A 19373-nucleotide genomic window follows, 5' to 3' on the forward strand; every position below is an offset into this window, starting at 1 on the left:
ATTGAGTAAGACCGGTGCTTTACCCGGTAACTCCATTGTTTTTATCTCAGGGAAAACCAACATGTCGAACAACAAAACAGTTCCTATCAGGGATGGGCTGGACACTGCTTTCGCAGATGAGGGTGTGGCATCCAATTTTGCGCCAGGTAGCTCGCCGTTGAAAATCGTCGGAAGAAGGACCAATGGCAAAATCGTTCTCGTGGGCTCGATCTCTTCAAAGTTTCAAAAAAAGTTTCTGCTAGCTCAACTGCTAGAGAACGGCGAACTGGACCCAGACTTCGGAACCGGAGGCATACATAAAGGCAGCTTTCAGGAGGAAATTGGCGCAAATGCAACGGGGGCCCATCTGCTTCAGGATGGAAAAATCCTGCTGATCGGCAATCACCTTGGACAGCCGACACAAAGGGCCTTTGCCAGGTTTGATATGAACGGAGCACTTGACCCCGCTTTTGGAGACAATGGTGTGGTTATTCCAACGTCAGCCCCACTGGATGAAACCTCTGAATTTCAAAACCCGTCGGACATCACTCTGAATAGCAACGCTCCCAGATCCAATACTGCCATTGGACCGAATGGAGAAATTTTGGCGGCGTCCCCAACCAGCATCCAGGTTTACAAAAGCAATGGGCAGTTTGAACGCACCATTGCCATGGCCCCCCCTGCTAAGCTCAATGTCACGTTGGGGACGTCAGTTAACGCAATTACCGTTGCAGGAAACCATTCCGGTTATGGCGACATTGCCCGTTTTAGCCTTGATGGCAATCCCGACTCGAGTTTTGGAGAAAACGGACGTGTTCGATTCAGCGTTAATGATGGCCCCGCCGCCGTCATAGGCTTACTTCTGCGCGATGACAACAGCATGTTCGTTGTTGGCAATATATATAAGGGCGAAGCTGGAAACCTGGGCATGCTCGCCGCCTTCAACAGTAACGGTCAACCGAATCTGGTTTTCAACGGAGGCAAACCGGTGGTCAGCGAGCATCCATCCGGCCAAACTTTCCAGTGGCGCGGCATCGCTATGGACGCGGCGAACGGACTCATTGTCACAGGGTCAATCGGCCCCAAAGACAATGAACGCACCCTCATGGCTCGCTATAAAATGACCGGAGAGATCGATACTTCTTTTGGGCAGAGCGGGTTCCTCGAAACAAGAATTGGCGAGGGAAATGAAAAAGCCCACTCCCTGCTGGTACAGCCAGACCGTAAACCAGTCGTGTCCTTAGACCGCGAGTCTCTACCAGCAATCGTTCGTTATCTACCGTAGCGGCACGTCGACGCCAATTTCCCGCACCACAATTAAAATGCCCCGTATCGATTGATACGGGGCATTTCTGTTTCTGCTCAAGACCCGCTTGTGGCGGGTCGTGAAGCGACTTAAGCCAAGGCTTCGGCGCGCTTGCCCAGCAGACGATCGCAAACTACCGCGACCACCAGTGTCATCACCGATGGCACCAGCCAGGCCAGGCCCTGCTCGCTCAGCGGCAGGTGGGCCATTTGCGTCGGCATCCAGTCCGCCAGGCCTGCACCCTTGAGGGCGTCGATCAGGCCGAAGATGAACGACACCAGCATGACCGGGCCGAGGATACGACCCTGCTCATGCCAGAAGTCCTTGCAGAAGCTCAACGCCACCAGAACGATGCACGGTGGATAGATCGCGGTAAGCACCGGGATCGAGAACGCAATCAGCTTGGTCAGGCCCAGGTTGGACACCAGCAGCGAGAACGCAGCGAGGATGATCACCAGTGTCTTGTAGGACAGCGGCACCACACGGCTGAAGTACTCGGCGCAGGCGCAGGTCAGGCCGACCGCGGTCACCAGGCACGCCAGGGAAATCAGCACGGCCAGGAAACCACTGCCCAGCGAACCGAAGGTGTGCTGCACGTAAGCGTGCAATACCGCCGCGCCATTGGTAGCGCCAGCGGCCACTTCATGACTGCCCGAACCGAGACGGAACAGGCTGACATACACCAGCGCCAGGCCGACACCGGCAATCAGGCCGGCGATGATCGCATAACGGGTGATCAGTGCTGGCGACTCGACACCGCGGGAACGGATGGCGTTGACGATGACGATGCCGAACACCAGGGCGCCCAGGGTATCCATGGTCAGGTAACCATTGATGAAGCCTTGGGAAAACGGCGCCGCCACGTATTCAGGGGTTGCATGGCCAATGTCACCGGCCGGCAAAGCGAATGCCGCAATGCCCAGCGCGGCCAGGGCGATGATCTTCAGCGGCGCGAGGAAGCGCCCTACGGTATCCAGCAAACGGCCCGGATACAGCGAGATGAAGAACACCAGCAGGAAGTACACCGAGCTGTAGAGGAACAACGCCAGCGGGCTCTCACCGGTCAGCGGCGCCAGGCCCACTTCGAAGGATACCGTCGCGGTACGTGGCGTCGCGAACAGCGGGCCCACGGCCAGGTAGCAGGCCGCCGCCAGCAGGCCACCGGCGACTTTACCGATCGGGCTGCTCAAGGCATCCATGGCACCGCCGACCTTGGCCAGCGCGACAACGGTGATCACCGGCAGACCGACCGCGGTGACCAGGAAACCCAGCGCCGCCATCCAGACATTGGGCCCGGACTGCAAACCGACGATAGGCGGGAAGATGATGTTGCCAGCCCCGACGAACAGGGCAAACGTCATAAAACCAAGTGCCAGGATGTCCTGGCCTTTCAACACTTTCATTAAGGAAATACCACACTACTGAATCGGAATTTAGAGAGGGATTTCCCTATGGGTGAGGGAAATGCTGTCAGTCCGTATAAGACCGACCCTTTTAGCGCGTTGCCGCCTTGTGGGCCGCAGACGCAAAAATGGCGAGTAGCCTAACGAATTTGGTCGATAAACGCACTGTTAGAGGGCGAACTATCCGATATACGACATCTTTGTGTCGCGTTTTTGCATATTAATGATTGTCGACTGTAAGTCCGTCTTCGCGAGCAAGCTCGCTCCCACAATGGAACGCGGTCAACTGTGGGAGCGGGCTTGCTCCGGGCGGCGTTCCGACGAAGGGGCCAGCACAGCCAACACAAATGCCAGAAACGACAAAGGCCACCCGAAGGTGGCCTTTGTTTGGTGAAGCGTCAGCCAAGCGCGAGGCTTACTTGACAGCCCAACCGGTCAGCTCGGCCAGGGCCTTGCCGATGTCTGCCAGCGAACGCACGGTTTTAACGCCTGCGTCTTGCAGAGCAGCGAATTTCTCGTCTGCAGTGCCTTTGCCGCCAGAGATGATTGCGCCAGCATGGCCCATGCGCTTGCCCGGAGGAGCAGTCACACCAGCGATGTAGGAAACAACCGGCTTGGTCACGTGTGCCTTGATGTAGGCAGCCGCTTCTTCTTCAGCCGAACCGCCGATCTCACCGATCATCACGATCGCTTCGGTCTTCGGGTCTTCCTGGAACAGCTTCAGGATGTCGATGAAGTTCGAACCCGGGATCGGGTCACCACCGATGCCGACGCAAGTCGACTGACCGAAACCGGCGTCAGTAGTCTGCTTCACAGCTTCGTAGGTCAGGGTGCCGGAACGGGAAACGATACCGACCTTGCCTGGCAAGTGAATGTGACCTGGCATGATGCCGATCTTGCATTCGCCTGGGGTGATCACGCCTGGGCAGTTAGGGCCGATCAGGGTAACACCCAGCTCGTCGCACTTAACTTTAGCGTCCAGCATGTCCAGGGTAGGAATGCCTTCGGTGATGCATACGATCAGCTTGATGCCGCCGAAGGCAGCTTCCAGGATCGAGTCCTTGCAGAAAGGAGCCGGAACGTAGATCACGCTGGCGGTGGCACCAGTGGCAGCTACAGCGTCTTTCACGGTGTTGAACACTGGCAGACCCAGGTGCTCGGTGCCGCCTTTGCCTGGAGTTACACCACCAACCATCTTGGTGCCGTACTCGATGGCTTGCTGGGTGTGGAAACTACCTTGCGAACCGGTAATACCCTGGCAGATAACTTTGGTGTCTTTATTGATCAGGACGCTCATTATTTGCCCTCCGCAGCTTTGACAACTTGTTGAGCAGCGTCGGTCAGGCTGGTAGCAGCGATGATGTTCAAACCGCTTTCTGCCAGTACTTTAGCGCCCAGCTCAGCGTTGTTGCCTTCAAGGCGAACAACAACCGGGATTTTCACGCCGACTTCTTTCACAGCGCCGATGATGCCTTCGGCAATCATGTCGCAGCGAACGATGCCGCCGAAGATGTTGACCAGTACTGCAGCGACGTTAGTGTCGGACAGGATGATCTTGAACGCTTCGGTAACGCGTTCCTTGGTAGCACCGCCGCCCACGTCGAGGAAGTTGGCTGGCTTGCCGCCATGCAGGTTGACGATGTCCATGGTACCCATGGCCAGGCCAGCACCGTTGACCATGCAACCGATGTTGCCTTCCAGCGCTACGTAGTTCAGTTCGAACTTGGCAGCGTGCGCTTCGCGCGGATCGTCTTGCGACGGATCGTGGAAAGTCTTCAGCTTAGGCTGACGGTACATGGCGTTGGCGTCGATGTTGATCTTGGCATCGAGGCAGTGCAGATCGCCGTCAGCCTTGATCACCAGCGGGTTCACTTCCAGCAGGGCCAGGTCGTGATCCTTGAACAGTTTGGCCAGACCTACGAAGATCTTGGCGAACTGAGCAACTTGCTTACCTTCCAGACCCAGCTGGAATGCCAGCTCGCGACCCTGGAATGGCTGAGCGCCAACCAGTGGATCGATAGTGGCTTTCAGAATTTTTTCTGGAGTGTCGTGAGCGATTTTCTCAATGTCCACGCCACCTTCGGTGGAAGCCATGAACACGATACGACGGCTCGAACGGTCAACGACAGCGCCCAGGTACAGCTCTTTAGCGATATCAGTGCACGATTCAACCAGGATCTTGGTGACTGGCTGACCGTTGGCGTCAGTCTGGTAAGTCACCAGACGCTTGCCCAGCCACTGCTGTGCGAAGGCTTTGGCGTCTTCTTTGCTGCGAACCAGCTTTACGCCGCCCGCTTTACCGCGACCACCGGCGTGGACCTGGGCTTTGACAACCCACTCGCTGCCGCCGATTTTGTCGCAAGCTTCTGCTGCTGCTTCCGGGGTGTCTACTGCGTAACCGGTGGAAACTGGCAGGCCGTATTCAGCGAACAGCTGCTTACCCTGATACTCGTGAAGATTCATGCTTATTACCGTCTTCGTTAGGTACTGCGCATTCGGTGCTGCACTCATTCAAGTGCCGCACCACCTGTGACTGCTGCTTGCATAGCCTTTCCGGATACCCGGTGCAGCTATGCAAGACTGCGTCCAGCGGATATTCCGCGGTGAGTCTTGCATGCAAGGCTCACGACGGGCCAAACCGCCGTGGTTTCTTATTATGTCTTAACGCTTCTTGCGGTTGGCGATGTGGATGGCGCCGCCATTCACAGCCAAAGCAGCTTCGTGCAAGGCTTCAGACAGGGTCGGATGGGAGAAAACCATCATGCCCAGGTCTTCAGCGCTGGTGCCGAATTCCATACCGATCGCGCCCTGCTGAACCAGTTCTGCAGCGCTTGGGCCAATCACGTGGACGCCCAGTACGCGGTCTGTCTTGGCATCAGCGATGACCTTGACGAAACCACCGGTGTCGTTGGCAGCCATGGCACGACCAGAGGCTGCGAACGGGAAGGTGCCGACGTTAACTTCAACGCCTTCAGCTTTCAAGGCCTGCTCGGTTTTACCGACCCATGCGATTTCCGGGTGAGTATAAATAACCGACGGGATCAGATCATAGTTCATCTGGGCCTTGTGGCCCTTGATGCGCTCGACAACCATGATGCCCTCTTCCGAGGCCTTGTGCGCCAGCATCATGCCGCGAACCACGTCGCCGATGGCGTAGACGCCCGGTACGGTGGTGGCGCAGTGGTCGTCAACGTGCACGAAACCGCGCTCGTCCAGGGTCACGCCGCAGTCGGCAGCCAGCAGATCAGTGGTCACCGGACGGCGACCAACGGCTACGATCAGCTTGTCGAAAGTGATGTTCTGTTCGCCCTTGGCATCGGTGTAGTTCACCACGACTTCGTCGCCGTTCACTTTGGAACCGGTTACGCGAGCGCCCAGCTTGATGTCCAGGCCCTGTTTGGTCAGGGTTTTCAGCGCTTCCTTGGAAACAGCGGTGTCCGCTGCCATCAGGAAGGTGTCCAGGGCTTCCAGTACAGTCACTTCTGCACCCAGACGCGACCAGACCGAACCCAGTTCCAGACCGATCACGCCAGCGCCGATCACGCCCAGACGCTTGGGAACGGATTGGAATTCCAGGGCGCCAGTCGAATCGACGATCACATTCTGGTCAACCGGAGCTGGCGGAATGTCGATCGGACGCGAACCTGGAGCCAGGATGACGTTTTCGGCTTCGATGATTTCTACCGAGCCATCAGGCTTGGTGACTTCGACTTTCTTGCCGGCCAGCAGCTTGCCGTGACCCTGGATAGAGGTCACACCGTTGGCTTTGAACAGGGTCGCAACGCCGGAGGTCAGGCCCTTGACGATGTTGGCCTTGCGGCCGACCATCGCTGGCACGTCCATGGTCACGCCAGCGTGATTGATACCGTGGATCGCGAAACCGTCCTGGGCTTCGTGGAATTTCCACGAGCTGTCCAGCAGGGCCTTGGATGGAATGCAGCCGACGTTCAGGCAAGTACCGCCCAGAGCCAGTTTGCCTTCCTTGTCGGTGTACTTCTCGATGCAGGCCGTCGAAAGACCAAGCTGAGCGGCCTTGATGGCAGCCACGTAACCGCCAGGGCCCGCGCCGATCACTACTACGTCAAATTTCTGCGACATTCAAAAAATCCTCTTTAGCGAAAAGCTTCAAGCCGCGAGCGGCAAGCCAGGCTGCGGGTTTTCCGACAGCTCGAGCTTGCAGCTCATGGCTGCTTCTATCAGATATCCAGCAACAGACGAGCCGGATCTTCCAGCAGGTTCTTGATGGTCACCAGGAAGGTCACAGCTTCTTTGCCATCGATCAGACGGTGATCGTAGGACAGTGCCAGGTACATCATCGGACGGATAACGACCTGACCGTTGATGGCCATCGGACGCTGGATGATGTTGTGCATGCCCAGGATGGCGGCTTGTGGCGGGTTGACGATCGGGGTCGACATCATCGAACCGAAAGTACCACCGTTGGTGATGGTGAAAGTACCACCGGTCATTTCGTCCATCGACAGTTTGCCGTCGCGGGCTTTCTTGCCGAAGGTGGCGATGCCGCCTTCGATTTCAGCCAGGCTCATCAGTTCGGCGTTACGCAGAACCGGTACAACCAGGCCGCGATCGCTGGAAACTGCAACGCCGACGTCAGCGTAGCCGTGGTAAACGATGTCGCCGCCGTCGATCGAGGCGTTGACAGCCGGGAAGCGTTTCAGCGCTTCGGTAGCCGCTTTCACGAAGAACGACATGAAGCCCAGGCGCACGCCGTTGTGGGACTTCTCGAACAGATCCTTGTACTTCGAACGCAGCGCCATGACTTCGGTCATGTCGACTTCGTTGAAAGTGGTCAGCATCGCCATGTTCGATTGAGCTTCAACCAGACGCTTGGCCACGGTGGCACGTACGCGGGTCATCGGTACACGCTTCTCGATGCGCTCGCCAGCAGCGAACACCGGAGCAGCAGCGGCAGGCGCAGCAGCCTTGGCAGGCGCGGCAGCCGGAGCGGCTTTCTTGGCAGCAACGGCTGCAACCACGTCTTCCTTGGTCACGCGACCGCCTTTGCCGGTGCCGGCAACGGAAGCGATGTTGATGCCGTTCTCTTCAGCCAGCTTGCGAGCAGCCGGTGCAGCAACCGGATCGTCTTCACCTGCGGCAGCTGGAGCAGCAGCTTGTGCAGCGGACGGAGCAGCAGCAGCTGGAGCGGCGGCAGCACCGCCAGCTTCGATGGAGCCCAACACTTCGTCGGACAGAACGGTGTCGCCTTCGTTCTTGACGATAGCGCCCAGCACGCCGTCAGCGGTAGCCAGCACTTCCAGTACCACTTTGTCGGTTTCGATGTCGACGATCAATTCGTCGCGCTTGACCGCGTCGCCCGGTTGTTTGTGCCAGGTGGCAACGGTGCCATCGGCGACCGATTCCGGGAAAGTGGGGGCTTTGATCTCGATAGCCATTATCTGTGGTTCCTTAAATTCGGTTTCAGGTGCGCGAAGGCGTTAAACAGTAAAGGCGTCTTGCAGCAGTTGTTCCTGCTGCTCGGCGTGCATCGATGCGTAACCGCATGCTGGCGCAGCAGAAGCCTCACGGCCCGCGTACTCGAGTACGAGAGACTTGTTGAGGTTGCCGACGCTGCGACGCAGGTGGTGTTGGCTGCAGTACCAGGCACCCTGGTTCATCGGCTCTTCCTGACACCAAACGATATGTTTGAGGTTGGTGTAAGGAGCCAGGACTTCATTCAAGTCGTCCTCAGGGAATGGGTACAGCTGCTCGATACGCACGACGGCGATGTCGTCACGACCTTCGGCACGGCGTTTTTCCAGCAGGTCGTAGTAGACCTTGCCGCTACACAGAACAATGCGCTCGACCTTTTTCGGGTCTTGGGCATCGATTTCCGGGATAACGGTCTGGAACGAACCTTCGGCCAGATCTTCCAGCGTCGAGATGGCCAGTTTGTGGCGCAGCAGCGACTTCGGAGTCAGGACTACCAGTGGTTTGCGCAGCGGACGAATGACCTGACGGCGCAGCAAGTGGTAGATCTGAGCCGGCGTCGTCGGCATGCACACCTGAATGTTGTGCTCGGCGCACAGCTGCAGGTAACGCTCCAGACGAGCCGAGGAGTGCTCCGGCCCCTGCCCCTCATAACCGTGCGGCAGCAGCATGGTCAGACCGCACAGACGGCCCCACTTGTGCTCGCCACTGGTGATGAACTGGTCGATAACCACCTGGGCGCCGTTGGCGAAGTCGCCGAACTGGGCTTCCCAGATCACCAGCGCATCAGGCGTGGTGGTCGAGTAACCGTATTCGAACGCCAGTACGGCTTCTTCGGACAGGAACGAATCGTACAGGTCGAAACGTGGCTGGCCGTTGTACAGGTTCTGCAACGGGATGTAGGTGCCCGCGTCTTTCTGGTTGTGCAAGACAGCATGACGGTGCGAGAACGTACCGCGGCCGATGTCCTGGCCGGTCATGCGGATCGGGTGACCTTCGAACGCCAGGGTCGCGTACGCCATGGTTTCAGCGTAACCCCAGTTGATCGGCAGGCCGCCGGCTTGCATCTTCTGACGGTCTTCGTAGATTTTCGCGACCTGGCGCTGAACCACGAAGCCTTCCGGAATTTCCAGCAGCTTGGCGGACAGTTCCTGCAGGGTCTTCAGATCGAAGCGAGTGTCGTGACGTGCGGTCCAGGCGTGACCCAGATACGGACGCCAATCCACGAACAACTCTTTGTTCGGCTCTTTGACCAGGCTCTTCACCACGTGCAGACCGTTGTCCAGCGCATTGCGGTATTCGTCGACTTTCGCCTGAACACGCTCTGCGTCCAGCACACCGCCCTGGGTCAGACGATCGGCATACAGCTCACGGGTGGTGCGCTGCTTGGTGATCTGCTGATACATGATCGGCTGGGTGCCGCTTGGCTCGTCGGCCTCGTTGTGGCCGCGACGACGGTAGCAGACCAGGTCGATCACCACGTCACGCTTGAACTGCATGCGGTAGTCGATGGCCAGCTGGGTCACGAACAATACGGCTTCCGGATCATCACCATTCACATGGAGGATCGGCGCCTGGATCATTTTCGCAACGTCGGTCGCGTACTCGGTGGAACGCGAGTCCAGCGGGTTGCTGATGGTGAAACCGACCTGGTTGTTGATCACGATGTGCACGGTACCGCCGGTCTTGAAACCGCGGGTCTGCGACATCTGGAAGGTTTCCATGACCACGCCCTGACCTGCGAATGCAGCGTCACCGTGGATGGAGATCGGCAGAACCTTCTCACCGGTCGGGTCGTTACGACGGTCCTGACGGGCGCGAACCGAACCCTCGACCACCGGGGAAACGATTTCCAGGTGGGACGGGTTGAACGCCATGGCCAGGTGAACTTCACCGCCGGTGGTCATCACGTTGGACGAGAAGCCCTGGTGGTATTTCACGTCACCGGAACCCAGCTCGACCTTCTTCTTGCCTTCGAACTCGTCGAACAGCTCGCGCGGGTTCTTGCCGAAGGTGTTGACCAGCACGTTCAGACGGCCACGGTGGGCCATGCCGATGACGATTTCCTTGGTGCCGTAGGAACCGGAACGCTGGATCAGCTCATCGAGCATCGGAATCAGGCTTTCGCCGCCTTCCAGACCGAAACGCTTGGTACCCGGGTATTTGGTGCCCAGGTATTTTTCCAGGCCTTCGCCGGCGGTCACGCGCTCGAGCAGGTGGCTCTTGATGTCGGCGGAGTACGTCGGACGACCGCGCACGCTTTCCAGACGCTGCTGGAACCACTGGCGCTGCTCGGAATCGGTGATGTGCGTGAACTCAGCGCCGATGGTGCGGCAATATGTCTGCTGCAACGCTTCGTGAATTTCGCGTAGGCTCGCTTCCTCTTTGCCGATGAACAGGTCGCCGGCACGGAAGGTCGTATCAAGATCGGCATTGGTCAAGCCGTAATGATTGATCGACAGGTCTGCAGGTGCAGGACGCTGCCACAGTCCCAGCGGGTCAAGCTGGGCTGCCTGGTGGCCACGCATACGGTAGGCCTGGATCAATCGCAGCACTTCAACTTGCTTCTTTTCGTGCTCACTGCTCACGCTGCCGGCGGAAACCGGTTGGGCGCGGCGCTGGTTCTTTGCCAGCAAGACGAAATGATCGCGAATTGTGGTGTGCGAAACATCGGTGGCAGAGTTGCCGTCAGCAGGCAACTTCTGGAAGTAGGTGCGCCACTCTTCTGGCACAGCGTTAGGGTCGTGCAGGTAGAGCTCGTAAAGCTCTTCCACATAGGCAGCGTTACTACCGGATAGGTAGGCACTGTTCCACATGCGCTGCATCACGCTTTCTTGCATGCTTGGTCACCCTCGGTTAGGGGAACACCATCGGTGTCGACACCGAGCAAACTTGCAGAAGTCCGAATGCAGCGACCAAAACAAGCCACTAGGATCACACTGATAGTCCGGGTACCAGCCCGGATGCCCCTGCTTGTCTCATTTCTTCAAAATAAGAGCCGCAGCCTTTTAAGCTGCTGCTCAGGTTAAAACTACGGCGCCGGTTGAAGCCTGCGCCGTAGCATCTACGGGTACAGCGGGTACAGCAGCTGAATCACACGCCGCTCGAGAGCAACATGTTACGGATGTGACCGATGGCCTTAGTCGGGTTCAGGCCTTTCGGACATACGCTGACGCAGTTCATGATGCTCCGGCAGCGGAATACGCTGAACGGGTCATCCAGCGCAGCCAGACGCTCGGCCGTCTTGGTGTCGCGGCTGTCTGCCAGGAAGCGGTACGCTTGCAGCAGGGCAGCTGGACCCAGGAACTTGTCCGGGTTCCACCAGAAGGACGGGCAGGAAGTCGAGCAGCAAGCGCACAGGATGCACTCGTACAGACCGTCGAGCTTTTCACGTTCTTCAGGGGACTGCAGGCGCTCGATGGCCGGAGCCGGCGTGTCGTTCTGCAGGTATGGCTTAACCTTTTCGTATTGCTTGTAGAAGATGCTCATATCGACGACCAGGTCACGGATAACCGGCAAACCTGGCAGAGGACGAACGATCAACTTGTTACCTTTTACGACAGCAGACAGCGGCGTGACGCAGGCCAGGCCGTTTTTGCCGTTGATGTTCATGCCGTCGGAACCGCAAACACCTTCACGGCAAGAGCGACGATAGGAGAAACCCTCGTCCTGCTCTTTGATCAGGGCCAGCACGTCCAGCACCATCAGGTCTTTACCACCGGTATCGACCTGGAATTCCTGCATGAACGGCGCGGCGTCCTGATCAGGGTTGTAACGATAAACGCTGACTTGCAACATGGCGGCCACCCTTAATAAGTCCGAATCTTAGGTTCAAAAGTCGGAACAGTCTTCGGCGAGAAGTTCACGGCACGCTTGGTCACGCGCTTGTCACCCGGGAAGTACAGGGTGTGGCACAGCCAGTTTTCATCGTCGCGATCTTCGAAGTCTTCACGGGCGTGAGCACCGCGGGACTCTTTACGTACTTCGGCAGCGATGGCGGTGGCTTCGGCCACTTCCAGCAGGTTCTGCAGTTCCAGCGCTTCGATACGTGCAGTGTTGAACGCCTGCGACTTATCGTTGATCTTCACGTTGGCGATGCGCTTGCGCAGATCAGCCAGCTGGGCAATACCCTTCTGCATGTATTCGCCGGTACGGAATACACCGAAGTAGTTCTGCATGCAGTTTTGCAGCTCGCGACGCAGGGTAGCCACGTCTTCGCCTTCGGTACGCTCGTTCAGGGCGGACAGACGCGCCAGGGCAGCCTGGATGTCGGCGTCGGTGGCGTCGTCGTATTCGATACCGTCGGTCAGCGCCTTTTCCAGGTGCAGGCCGGCAGCGCGGCCGAATACCACCAGGTCGAGCAGCGAGTTGCCGCCCAGACGGTTGGCACCGTGAACCGATACGCAAGCCACTTCACCCACTGCGAACAGACCAGGGATGATTTCGTCGACGCCTTCGCCGTTCTGGGTGATCGCCTGGCCGTGAATGTTGGTGGCAACGCCGCCCATCATATAGTGGCAGGTCGGAACAACCGGAACCGGAGCAACAACCGGGTCAACGTGCGCGAAAGTCTTCGACAGTTCGCAGATGCCTGGCAGACGGCTGTGCAGCACTTCCTCGCCCAGGTGGTCGAGCTTGAGCATTACGTGGTCGCCATTCGGACCGCAACCGTTGCCGGCGATGATCTCTTTAACCATCGAACGGGCAACAACGTCACGACCTGCAAGGTCTTTGGCGTTCGGAGCATAACGCTCCATGAAACGCTCGCCGTGCTTGTTGATCAGGTATCCACCTTCACCACGGCAACCTTCTGTAACCAGTACACCAGCGCCGGCGATACCGGTCGGGTGGAACTGCCACATTTCAATGTCTTGTACCGGCACGCCGGCACGCAGCGCCATGCCAACGCCGTCACCGGTGTTGATCAGGGCGTTGGTGGTCGAAGCGTAGATACGACCTGCACCGCCGGTAGCCAGTACGGTGGCCTTGGCACGGATGTAGGTGGTTTCGCCGGTTTCGATGCAGATGGCGATCACGCCGACGAACTCGCCTTCGCCGTTCTTCACCAGATCGACAGCGTAGTACTCGTTCAGGAACACGGTACCGGCTTTCAGGTTGCCCTGATAAAGGGTGTGCAGCAGAGCGTGACCGGTACGGTCGGACGCAGCGCAAGTACGCGCAGCCTGGCCGCCTTTACCGTAGTCCTTGGACTGACCGCCGAATGGACGCTGGTAGATACGACCTTGCTCGGTACGCGAGAACGGCATACCCATGTGGTCCAGCTCGTAAACGGCAGCCGGGCCTTCCTGACACATGTATTCGATAGCGTCCTGGTCACCGATGTAGTCGGAACCCTTGACGGTATCGTACATGTGCCAGCGCCAGTCATCGTTCGGGTCAGCGGACGCGATTGCGCAGGTGATGCCGCCCTGGGCGGATACAGTGTGCGAACGGGTCGGGAAAACCTTGGTGATCACGGCAGTCTTGTGACCGCCCTGTGCCAGTTGCAGCGCTGCGCGCATGCCGGCACCGCCACCACCAATAATGATGGCGTCGAAAGAAATCGTTGGAATGTTAGCCATGACTCAGATACCCCAGAGAATCTGCACGCCCCAGACGAAGTAAGCGAACATCGCAACGCCGCATACTGCCTGGAAAAGGAAACGTATAGCCGTCGCGGACTTGCCGAACGCCATTGGCGTCAGGTAGTCGGTCGCGATGGTCCACATGCCGACCCAGGCGTGAGCGCCGAGGGCAACGAGGGCCAGGAGGCTGAAGATACGCATTCCGTTGTGGGCGAACAGTTCATGCCACTGGGCGTACTCGAGGCCGGGGTTGGCCACGATGTATCCGATCAGGAAGATGAAGTAAGCCGCGAGAACGACCGCAGACACACGTTGCGCCATCCAGTCATAGAGGCCCGAACGCGACAGGTTCGTGACGTTAGTTACCATATCCAAACTCCTGCCAGAACGATTACCACCACGGAAACGGCGATAACGATTTTCGAGCCCAGCTTGCCGCCTTCCAGCGTCTCACCGATGCCCATGTCCATGATCAAATGGCGCACACCGGCTACCAGGTGATACAGCAGAGCGGACAGGATGCCCCATGTCACTAGCTTGGCTAGCGGACTGGTCAGACACGCTTTCACCTGACCGAAGCCTTCCTCGGAACTCAGCGACTTGTCCAATGCGTAAAGCATGATGGCAAGGCACACGAAGAGGATGACACCGGAGATTCGGTGAAGGATGGACGTGTAAGCAGTGACTGGGAGTTTGATGGTCCTTAGGTCTAGGTTTACAGGTCGTTGGCTTTTCACGGCTTTTTTTTCACACTGAAGAGCCCCTAACAATCAGGGCAAAGTTGTTGGGGAGTGCACTGGTCAGGTAACCACCACCCAGGGATGCGACCCCCAATGAAAGCAAGCCCAAAAGCCCTTGGCGGTCGGTGGCCGAGTATAGACAGTTAGGCTACTAATGACAACGCAAACACCTAACCCGAACAGCTGATTGCGCAACTGACATAAAAGGCGTAAATGGCAGCCAATTTCGAGAAAAAAGTCCGGTTAAAGCCTTCTGGAGCAAGACTTTAGGCAAATTGACATTCGAATTTATCTCACTATAGTGGTGCGGGCCCTGCGTGGGGGGTCTGTCTGATGATTTCAAGCATAAATAGGAGGCCACATGGCTGACAAAAAAGCGCAGTTGATCATCGAGGGCGCAGCCCCCGTCGAGCTGCCCATTTTAACCGGCACCGTTGGTCCCGATGTTATCGATGTTCGGGGCCTGACGGCCACGGGCCGTTTCACCTTTGACCCAGGCTTCATGTCGACCGCCTCGTGCGAGTCGAAGATCACCTATATCGACGGCGACAACGGCATCCTGCTGCACCGCGGCTACCCGATCGAACAGCTGGCTGAAAAGTCGGACTATCTGGAAACCTGCTATCTGCTGCTCAACGGCGAACTGCCGACCGCAGAACAGAAGGCCCAGTTCGTCAGCACCGTGAAAAACCACACCATGGTTCACGAGCAGCTGAAGACCTTCTTCAACGGCTTCCGTCGCGACGCCCACCCGATGGCCGTCATGTGCGGCGTAGTCGGCGCCCTCTCGGCGTTCTACCACGACTCCCTGGACATCAATAACCCGCAGCATCGCGAAATCTCCGCGATCCGCCTGGTTGCCAAGATGCCGACCCTGGCCGCGATGGTTTACAAGTACTCCATGGGTCAACCCATGATGTACCCGCGCAACGACCTGTCGTATGCGGAAAACTTCCTGCACATGATGTTCAACACCCCGTGCGAGATCAAACCGATCAGCCCCGTACTCGCCAAGGCCATGGACCGGATCTTCATCCTCCATGCCGACCACGAGCAGAACGCTTCGACCTCCACCGTGCGCCTGGCGGGCTCTTCGGGTGCCAACCCGTTCGCCTGTATCGCCGCCGGCATCGCTGCACTGTGGGGCCCTGCCCACGGCGGTGCCAACGAAGCGGTACTGACCATGCTCGATGAAATCGGCGATGTTTCGAACATCGACAAGTTCATCGCCAAGGCCAAGGACAAGAACGATCCGTTCAAACTGATGGGCTTCGGTCACCGCGTTTACAAAAACCGCGACCCGCGCGCCACGGTAATGAAGCAGACCTGCGACGAAGTGTTGAAGGAGCTGGGCATCCAGAACGATCCGCAACTCGAACTGGCCATGCGCCTGGAAGAGATCGCCCTGACCGACCCGTACTTCATCGAGCGCTCGCTGTACCCGAACGTCGACTTCTACTCGGGGATCATCCTCAAGGCGATCGGCATTCCAACCAGCATGTTCACCGTGATCTTCGCCCTGGCGCGGACCGTCGGCTGGATCTCCCACTGGAAGGAAATGCTCTCCAGCCCGTACAAAATCGGCCGTCCGCGCCAGCTGTACACCGGCTACGAGTCGCGTGATATCACCAAGCTGGAAGACCGCAAGTAAGGGCTGTCTTGCTGTAGGGTGTTGAGTTGTACCGGGAACGGCCTCTTATATAGAGGCCGTTTTTGTTTGCCTTTTTTAATTGTGTACATATCCGTTGCTGCGGTAACGGCCGCTTTTGGTTCCGCTCTTACAGCGGGTTACTTGGAAAAGCCCCAAGTAACCAAGGGCTCTTGCCCCTGACGCTCGGTGCCTCGCTGTGGCTCGGCATGCCCTCGCTCCGGTCCTGCTCCGTGGGCCCGCCGCCATCGGCCATCCATGGCCGGCGGCGGCTAACCCGGCATCCATGCCGGGTTGCCCACTACGCAGAACCGGAACGAAGCCTCACGAGGGGGCGTACACCGCAACAGCGCCCGAGGCGGCCTACCGGCCGGCCTGCTTGCTGGCTTGGATCTGCGAGATTTCGGTCGGCTGGCAGGCTCGCTCCCACAGTATTTGCATCGAACACAAATTATTCGAACAGCACCAAACCTGTGGGAGCGAGCTTGCTCGCGATGAGGCCAGTACATCCGACATCGATGTTGACTGGCAGGCCGCCATCGCGAGCAAGCTCGCTCCCACAGAAGAGCAGAGACAGAGCGCTGTACACCTTCGCTCTTCACCACTCATCAGGCCGAGCGTTAGCTCGCCTGCAGCTTTTGATCTTGATCCATCCGCCCCCTCGGAAGGCTGAGTGGAGGCGTTCATCCGGGGGGTAGGCGCGTAGCGCCGTTCGGCAAAGCCGAACACATCGAGAGGAGGTCGAGCGAAGCCGACCGGAGGCGATGCCCCCGGATGAATGCCGGAGCGAAGGAACCCCGAGCCTTAGCGAGGGGCCGTACGTTCGGGGCGAGCGTTTTTTGGGTTACTTTTTTTAGGCGCTTGTAAAAAAAGTGACTCGCCGTAAGGGCGAAACCGCCAGCCGCCGCTACCGCAGGAATGGATATGTACACCATCAAAAAACATTCCACCCAACACAAAGTCTTCGCGAGCAAGCCCGCTCCCACAGTAAATCGGGCACATCCAAAAAAATTCAGGTCGATTACCGCCCAATAAAAAATGCCCCGATCTCTCGACCAGGGCATTTCCATTCAACACAACTTAAACAGTCAAACCCAAACGCTTAGTGCGAAACAGCACCACTTGCACCCAGGCCAGTCTGCGAACGAACAAACTGCGGGAAGAACAACGCCCGCTCATTGTCAGCCGCAGTCGACTTGTCAGTAACCGAGAAGAACCAGATCCCGACAAAGGCAATCATCATCGAGAACAACGCCGGGTACTCATACGGGAAGATGGCCTTCTCGTGATGCAGGATCTGCACCCAGATGGTCGGACCTAGCACCATCAGGCCCACAGCACTGATCAGGCCCATCCAGCCGCCGATCATCGCACCGCGAGTGGTCAGCTTCTTCCAGTACATGGAAAGCAGCAGCACCGGGAAGTTGCAGCTCGCCGCGATGGAGAATGCCAGGCCGACCATGAACGCGATGTTCTGGCTTTCGAACAGGATCCCCAGAGCAATCGCCAGCACCGCCAAGGCGATAGTGGTGATTTTCGAAACGCGAATCTCGTCCTTCTCGTTGGCCTTGCCCTTCTTGATCACACTGGCGTACAGGTCGTGGGACACCGCCGAAGCACCGGCCAGGGTCAGACCGGCAACCACTGCCAGAATGGTCGCGAACGCCACCGCCGAGATGAAGCCCAGGAAAATGCTGCCACCCACCGCGTTGGCCAGGTGCACCGCCGCCATGTTGTTACCGCCCAGCAAGGCACCAGCAGCGTCTTTGAAAGCCGGGTTGGTGCTGACCAGCAAGATCGCACCGAAGCCGATGATGAAGGTCAGGATGTAGAAGTAACCAATGAAGCCGGTTGCGTACAACACGCTCTTGCGAGCTTCCTTTGCGTCACTCACGGTGAAGAAGCGCATCAGGATGTGCGGCAGGCCAGCGGTACCAAACATCAGCGCCAGACCGAGGGAGAACGCCGAGATCGGATCTTTCACAAGGCCGCCCGGGCTCATGATCGCTTCAGCTTTCGGGTGAACCTTGATCGCCTCGGAGAACAGCATGTTGAAGTCGAAGTTGACGTGCTTCATCACCATCAGTGCCATGAAGGAAGCACCGGACAGCAACAGGACTGCCTTGATGATCTGCACCCAGGTGGTCGCCAGCATGCCGCCGAACAACACGTACAGGCACATCAGGATACCGACCAGGATCACCGCAACGTGGTAATCGAGACCGAACAACAGCTGGATCAGCTTGCCGGCACCGACCATTTGCGCAATCAGGTAGAACGCCACCACCACCAGCGAACCACAAGCGGACAGCGAGCGGATCTGGGTTTGCCCAAGGCGATAGGACGCCACGTCGGCAAAGGTGTATTTGCCCAGGTTACGCAGGCGCTCGGCGATCAGGAACAGAATGATCGGCCAGCCCACCAGGAAGCCGATCGAGTAGATCAGGCCGTCGTAGCCGGAGGTGAACACCAGCGCGGAAATACCCAGGAAAGATGCTGCCGACATGTAGTCACCGGCAATCGCCAGACCGTTCTGGAAACCGGTGATCTTGCCGCCAGCGGCGTAGTAGTCGGCCGCCGAATTATTACGCTTGGAAGCCCAGTAGGTGATGCACAGGGTGGCACCGACGAAGGCGACAAACATCACGATCGCCGACACGTTTAGCGGTTGCTTCTGCACGGCACCGGTCAGGGCGTCAGCCGCCCAGGCACCAGGTGCGAAAGCTGCGATGCTCAAAAGAGCCATTAGACGGCGGATCATTGCTGAGCCTCCTTGAGAATCGCATTGTTCAGGTCGTCGAACTCGCCGTTGGCGCGCCGTACGTAGATACCGGTCAGGATGAAGGCCGAGACAATCAGCCCGACACCGATCGGTATGCCCCAGGTAATCGAGGACTCAGGGCTGATTTTCGCCCCCAGCACCTGCGGCCCGTAAGCAATCAGAAGGATGAATCCGGAGTAAAGCCCTAGCATGACCGCCGAAAGAATCCAGGCGAATCGTTCCCTCTTGCTAACCAGCTCCTTGAAGCGCGGGCTGTTTTGAATCGAGAGGTAAATGCTGTCGTTCATTGTTTTTATCCTCGCAGCACAGATTTAGTTGGAACGGTATCCACTCTATGCGGCTGCGGGGCAGGTTCCAGACGACCTTAGTCTTAGAACCCCATGGTGTTTTCGCCAAATTCCAGCACGCCATAAACAAGTGTGGGAGCGGGCTTGCTCGCGAAGGGGCCATAACATTCAACATTATTGTTGACTGTTATGGCC

14 protein-coding genes are annotated in these 19373 nt (G+C 58.0%); 2 read left to right on the plus strand and 12 right to left on the minus strand.

Annotation, left to right across the window (positions count from 1 at the left end):
- Positions 1 to 61: 61 nt before the first annotated feature.
- Positions 62 to 1264, plus strand: a complete 1203-nt coding sequence (locus KGB28_RS21800) for a hypothetical protein (RefSeq protein WP_223447835.1) — start codon at positions 62 to 64, stop codon at positions 1262 to 1264.
- 110 nt (positions 1265 to 1374) lie between these two features.
- Here the strand turns inward: KGB28_RS21800 and brnQ are convergent, their stop codons facing one another.
- From brnQ to sdhC, 10 genes are all read right to left on the minus strand, one after another.
- A complete protein-coding gene (gene brnQ, locus KGB28_RS21805; RefSeq protein WP_223447836.1) occupies positions 1375 to 2688 on the minus strand; it encodes a branched-chain amino acid transport system II carrier protein in 1314 nt (437 codons plus the stop codon).
- Between the two features lie 415 nt (positions 2689 to 3103).
- Positions 3104 to 3985, minus strand: coding sequence for a succinate--CoA ligase subunit alpha (sucD, locus tag KGB28_RS21810; RefSeq protein WP_003223019.1), 882 nt, complete (start codon positions 3983 to 3985; stop codon positions 3104 to 3106).
- Positions 3985 to 5151, minus strand: coding sequence for an ADP-forming succinate--CoA ligase subunit beta (gene sucC / locus KGB28_RS21815; RefSeq protein WP_007919879.1), 1167 nt, complete (start codon positions 5149 to 5151; stop codon positions 3985 to 3987). The genes sucD and sucC overlap by 1 nt, the downstream gene beginning before the upstream one ends.
- 198 nt (positions 5152 to 5349) lie before the next feature.
- On the minus strand, positions 5350 to 6786 hold the full coding sequence (lpdA, locus tag KGB28_RS21820; protein ID WP_007998079.1) for a dihydrolipoyl dehydrogenase: 1437 nt from the start codon (positions 6784 to 6786) through the stop codon (positions 5350 to 5352).
- 98 nt (positions 6787 to 6884) lie between these two features.
- Entirely contained in the window at positions 6885 to 8102 is a 1218-nt protein-coding gene (odhB, locus tag KGB28_RS21825; RefSeq protein WP_223447837.1) for a 2-oxoglutarate dehydrogenase complex dihydrolipoyllysine-residue succinyltransferase, read from the minus strand.
- A 42-nt stretch (positions 8103 to 8144) separates the two neighbouring features.
- The gene (locus KGB28_RS21830) at positions 8145 to 10976 is read right to left on the minus strand and encodes a 2-oxoglutarate dehydrogenase E1 component (RefSeq protein ID WP_223447838.1); all 2832 of its coding nucleotides are present in this window, start codon (positions 10974 to 10976) and stop codon (positions 8145 to 8147) included.
- 253 nt (positions 10977 to 11229) lie between these two features.
- On the minus strand, positions 11230 to 11934 hold the full coding sequence (locus KGB28_RS21835; RefSeq protein ID WP_150724527.1) for a succinate dehydrogenase iron-sulfur subunit: 705 nt from the start codon (positions 11932 to 11934) through the stop codon (positions 11230 to 11232).
- 11 nt (positions 11935 to 11945) lie between these two features.
- Positions 11946 to 13718 (minus strand): succinate dehydrogenase flavoprotein subunit, encoded by a 1773-nt coding sequence (gene sdhA / locus KGB28_RS21840; RefSeq protein ID WP_150724526.1) that lies wholly within the window; start codon positions 13716 to 13718, stop codon positions 11946 to 11948.
- A gap of 3 nt (positions 13719 to 13721) precedes the next feature.
- Positions 13722 to 14090 carry a succinate dehydrogenase, hydrophobic membrane anchor protein gene (gene sdhD / locus KGB28_RS21845; RefSeq protein WP_008049683.1) on the minus strand — a complete coding sequence of 123 codons (369 nt, stop codon included), beginning with the start codon at positions 14088 to 14090 and terminating at the stop codon, positions 13722 to 13724.
- Positions 14084 to 14458: a succinate dehydrogenase, cytochrome b556 subunit gene (gene sdhC / locus KGB28_RS21850; RefSeq protein WP_032829628.1), complete on the minus strand. Its 375-nt coding sequence runs from the start codon at positions 14456 to 14458 to the stop codon at positions 14084 to 14086. Before sdhC ends, sdhD begins: the two co-directional genes overlap by 7 nt.
- Before the next feature lie 364 nt (positions 14459 to 14822).
- On the opposite strand from sdhC, the gene gltA reads away from it, so the two are divergent.
- On the plus strand, positions 14823 to 16112 hold the full coding sequence (gltA, locus tag KGB28_RS21855; protein ID WP_007977501.1) for a citrate synthase: 1290 nt from the start codon (positions 14823 to 14825) through the stop codon (positions 16110 to 16112).
- 1099 nt (positions 16113 to 17211) lie between these two features.
- Here the strand turns inward: gltA and KGB28_RS21860 are convergent.
- Positions 17212 to 18870 (minus strand): cation acetate symporter, encoded by a 1659-nt coding sequence (locus tag KGB28_RS21860; protein ID WP_223447839.1) that lies wholly within the window; start codon positions 18868 to 18870, stop codon positions 17212 to 17214.
- Positions 18867 to 19178 (minus strand): DUF485 domain-containing protein, encoded by a 312-nt coding sequence (locus KGB28_RS21865; RefSeq protein WP_150772700.1) that lies wholly within the window; start codon positions 19176 to 19178, stop codon positions 18867 to 18869. Before KGB28_RS21865 ends, KGB28_RS21860 begins: the two co-directional genes overlap by 4 nt.
- Positions 19179 to 19373: the final 195 nt, after the last annotated feature.

The sequence above is a fragment of the Pseudomonas sp. BF-R-19 genome (assembly GCF_019956445.1).
Lineage (GTDB): Bacteria > Pseudomonadota > Gammaproteobacteria > Pseudomonadales > Pseudomonadaceae > Aquipseudomonas > Aquipseudomonas fluorescens_BH.

What these genes read in the sequence shown, in the direction of transcription:
- KGB28_RS21800 (WP_223447835.1), top strand. Translation starts at nt 62, where the DNA reads ATGTCGAACAACAAAACAGTTCCTATCAGGGATGGGCTGGACACTGCT.
- brnQ (WP_223447836.1), bottom strand. Translation starts at nt 2,688, where the DNA reads ATGAAAGTGTTGAAAGGCCAGGACATCCTGGCACTTGGTTTTATGACG.
- sucD (WP_003223019.1), bottom strand. Translation starts at nt 3,985, where the DNA reads ATGAGCGTCCTGATCAATAAAGACACCAAAGTTATCTGCCAGGGTATT.
- sucC (WP_007919879.1), bottom strand. Translation starts at nt 5,151, where the DNA reads ATGAATCTTCACGAGTATCAGGGTAAGCAGCTGTTCGCTGAATACGGC.
- lpdA (WP_007998079.1), bottom strand. Translation starts at nt 6,786, where the DNA reads ATGTCGCAGAAATTTGACGTAGTAGTGATCGGCGCGGGCCCTGGCGGT.
- odhB (WP_223447837.1), bottom strand. Translation starts at nt 8,102, where the DNA reads ATGGCTATCGAGATCAAAGCCCCCACTTTCCCGGAATCGGTCGCCGAT.
- KGB28_RS21830 (WP_223447838.1), bottom strand. Translation starts at nt 10,976, where the DNA reads ATGCAAGAAAGCGTGATGCAGCGCATGTGGAACAGTGCCTACCTATCC.
- KGB28_RS21835 (WP_150724527.1), bottom strand. Translation starts at nt 11,934, where the DNA reads ATGTTGCAAGTCAGCGTTTATCGTTACAACCCTGATCAGGACGCCGCG.
- sdhA (WP_150724526.1), bottom strand. Translation starts at nt 13,718, where the DNA reads ATGGCTAACATTCCAACGATTTCTTTCGACGCCATCATTATTGGTGGT.
- sdhD (WP_008049683.1), bottom strand. Translation starts at nt 14,090, where the DNA reads ATGGTAACTAACGTCACGAACCTGTCGCGTTCGGGCCTCTATGACTGG.
- gltA (WP_007977501.1), top strand. Translation starts at nt 14,823, where the DNA reads ATGGCTGACAAAAAAGCGCAGTTGATCATCGAGGGCGCAGCCCCCGTC.
- KGB28_RS21860 (WP_223447839.1), bottom strand. Translation starts at nt 18,870, where the DNA reads ATGATCCGCCGTCTAATGGCTCTTTTGAGCATCGCAGCTTTCGCACCT.
- KGB28_RS21865 (WP_150772700.1), bottom strand. Translation starts at nt 19,178, where the DNA reads ATGAACGACAGCATTTACCTCTCGATTCAAAACAGCCCGCGCTTCAAG.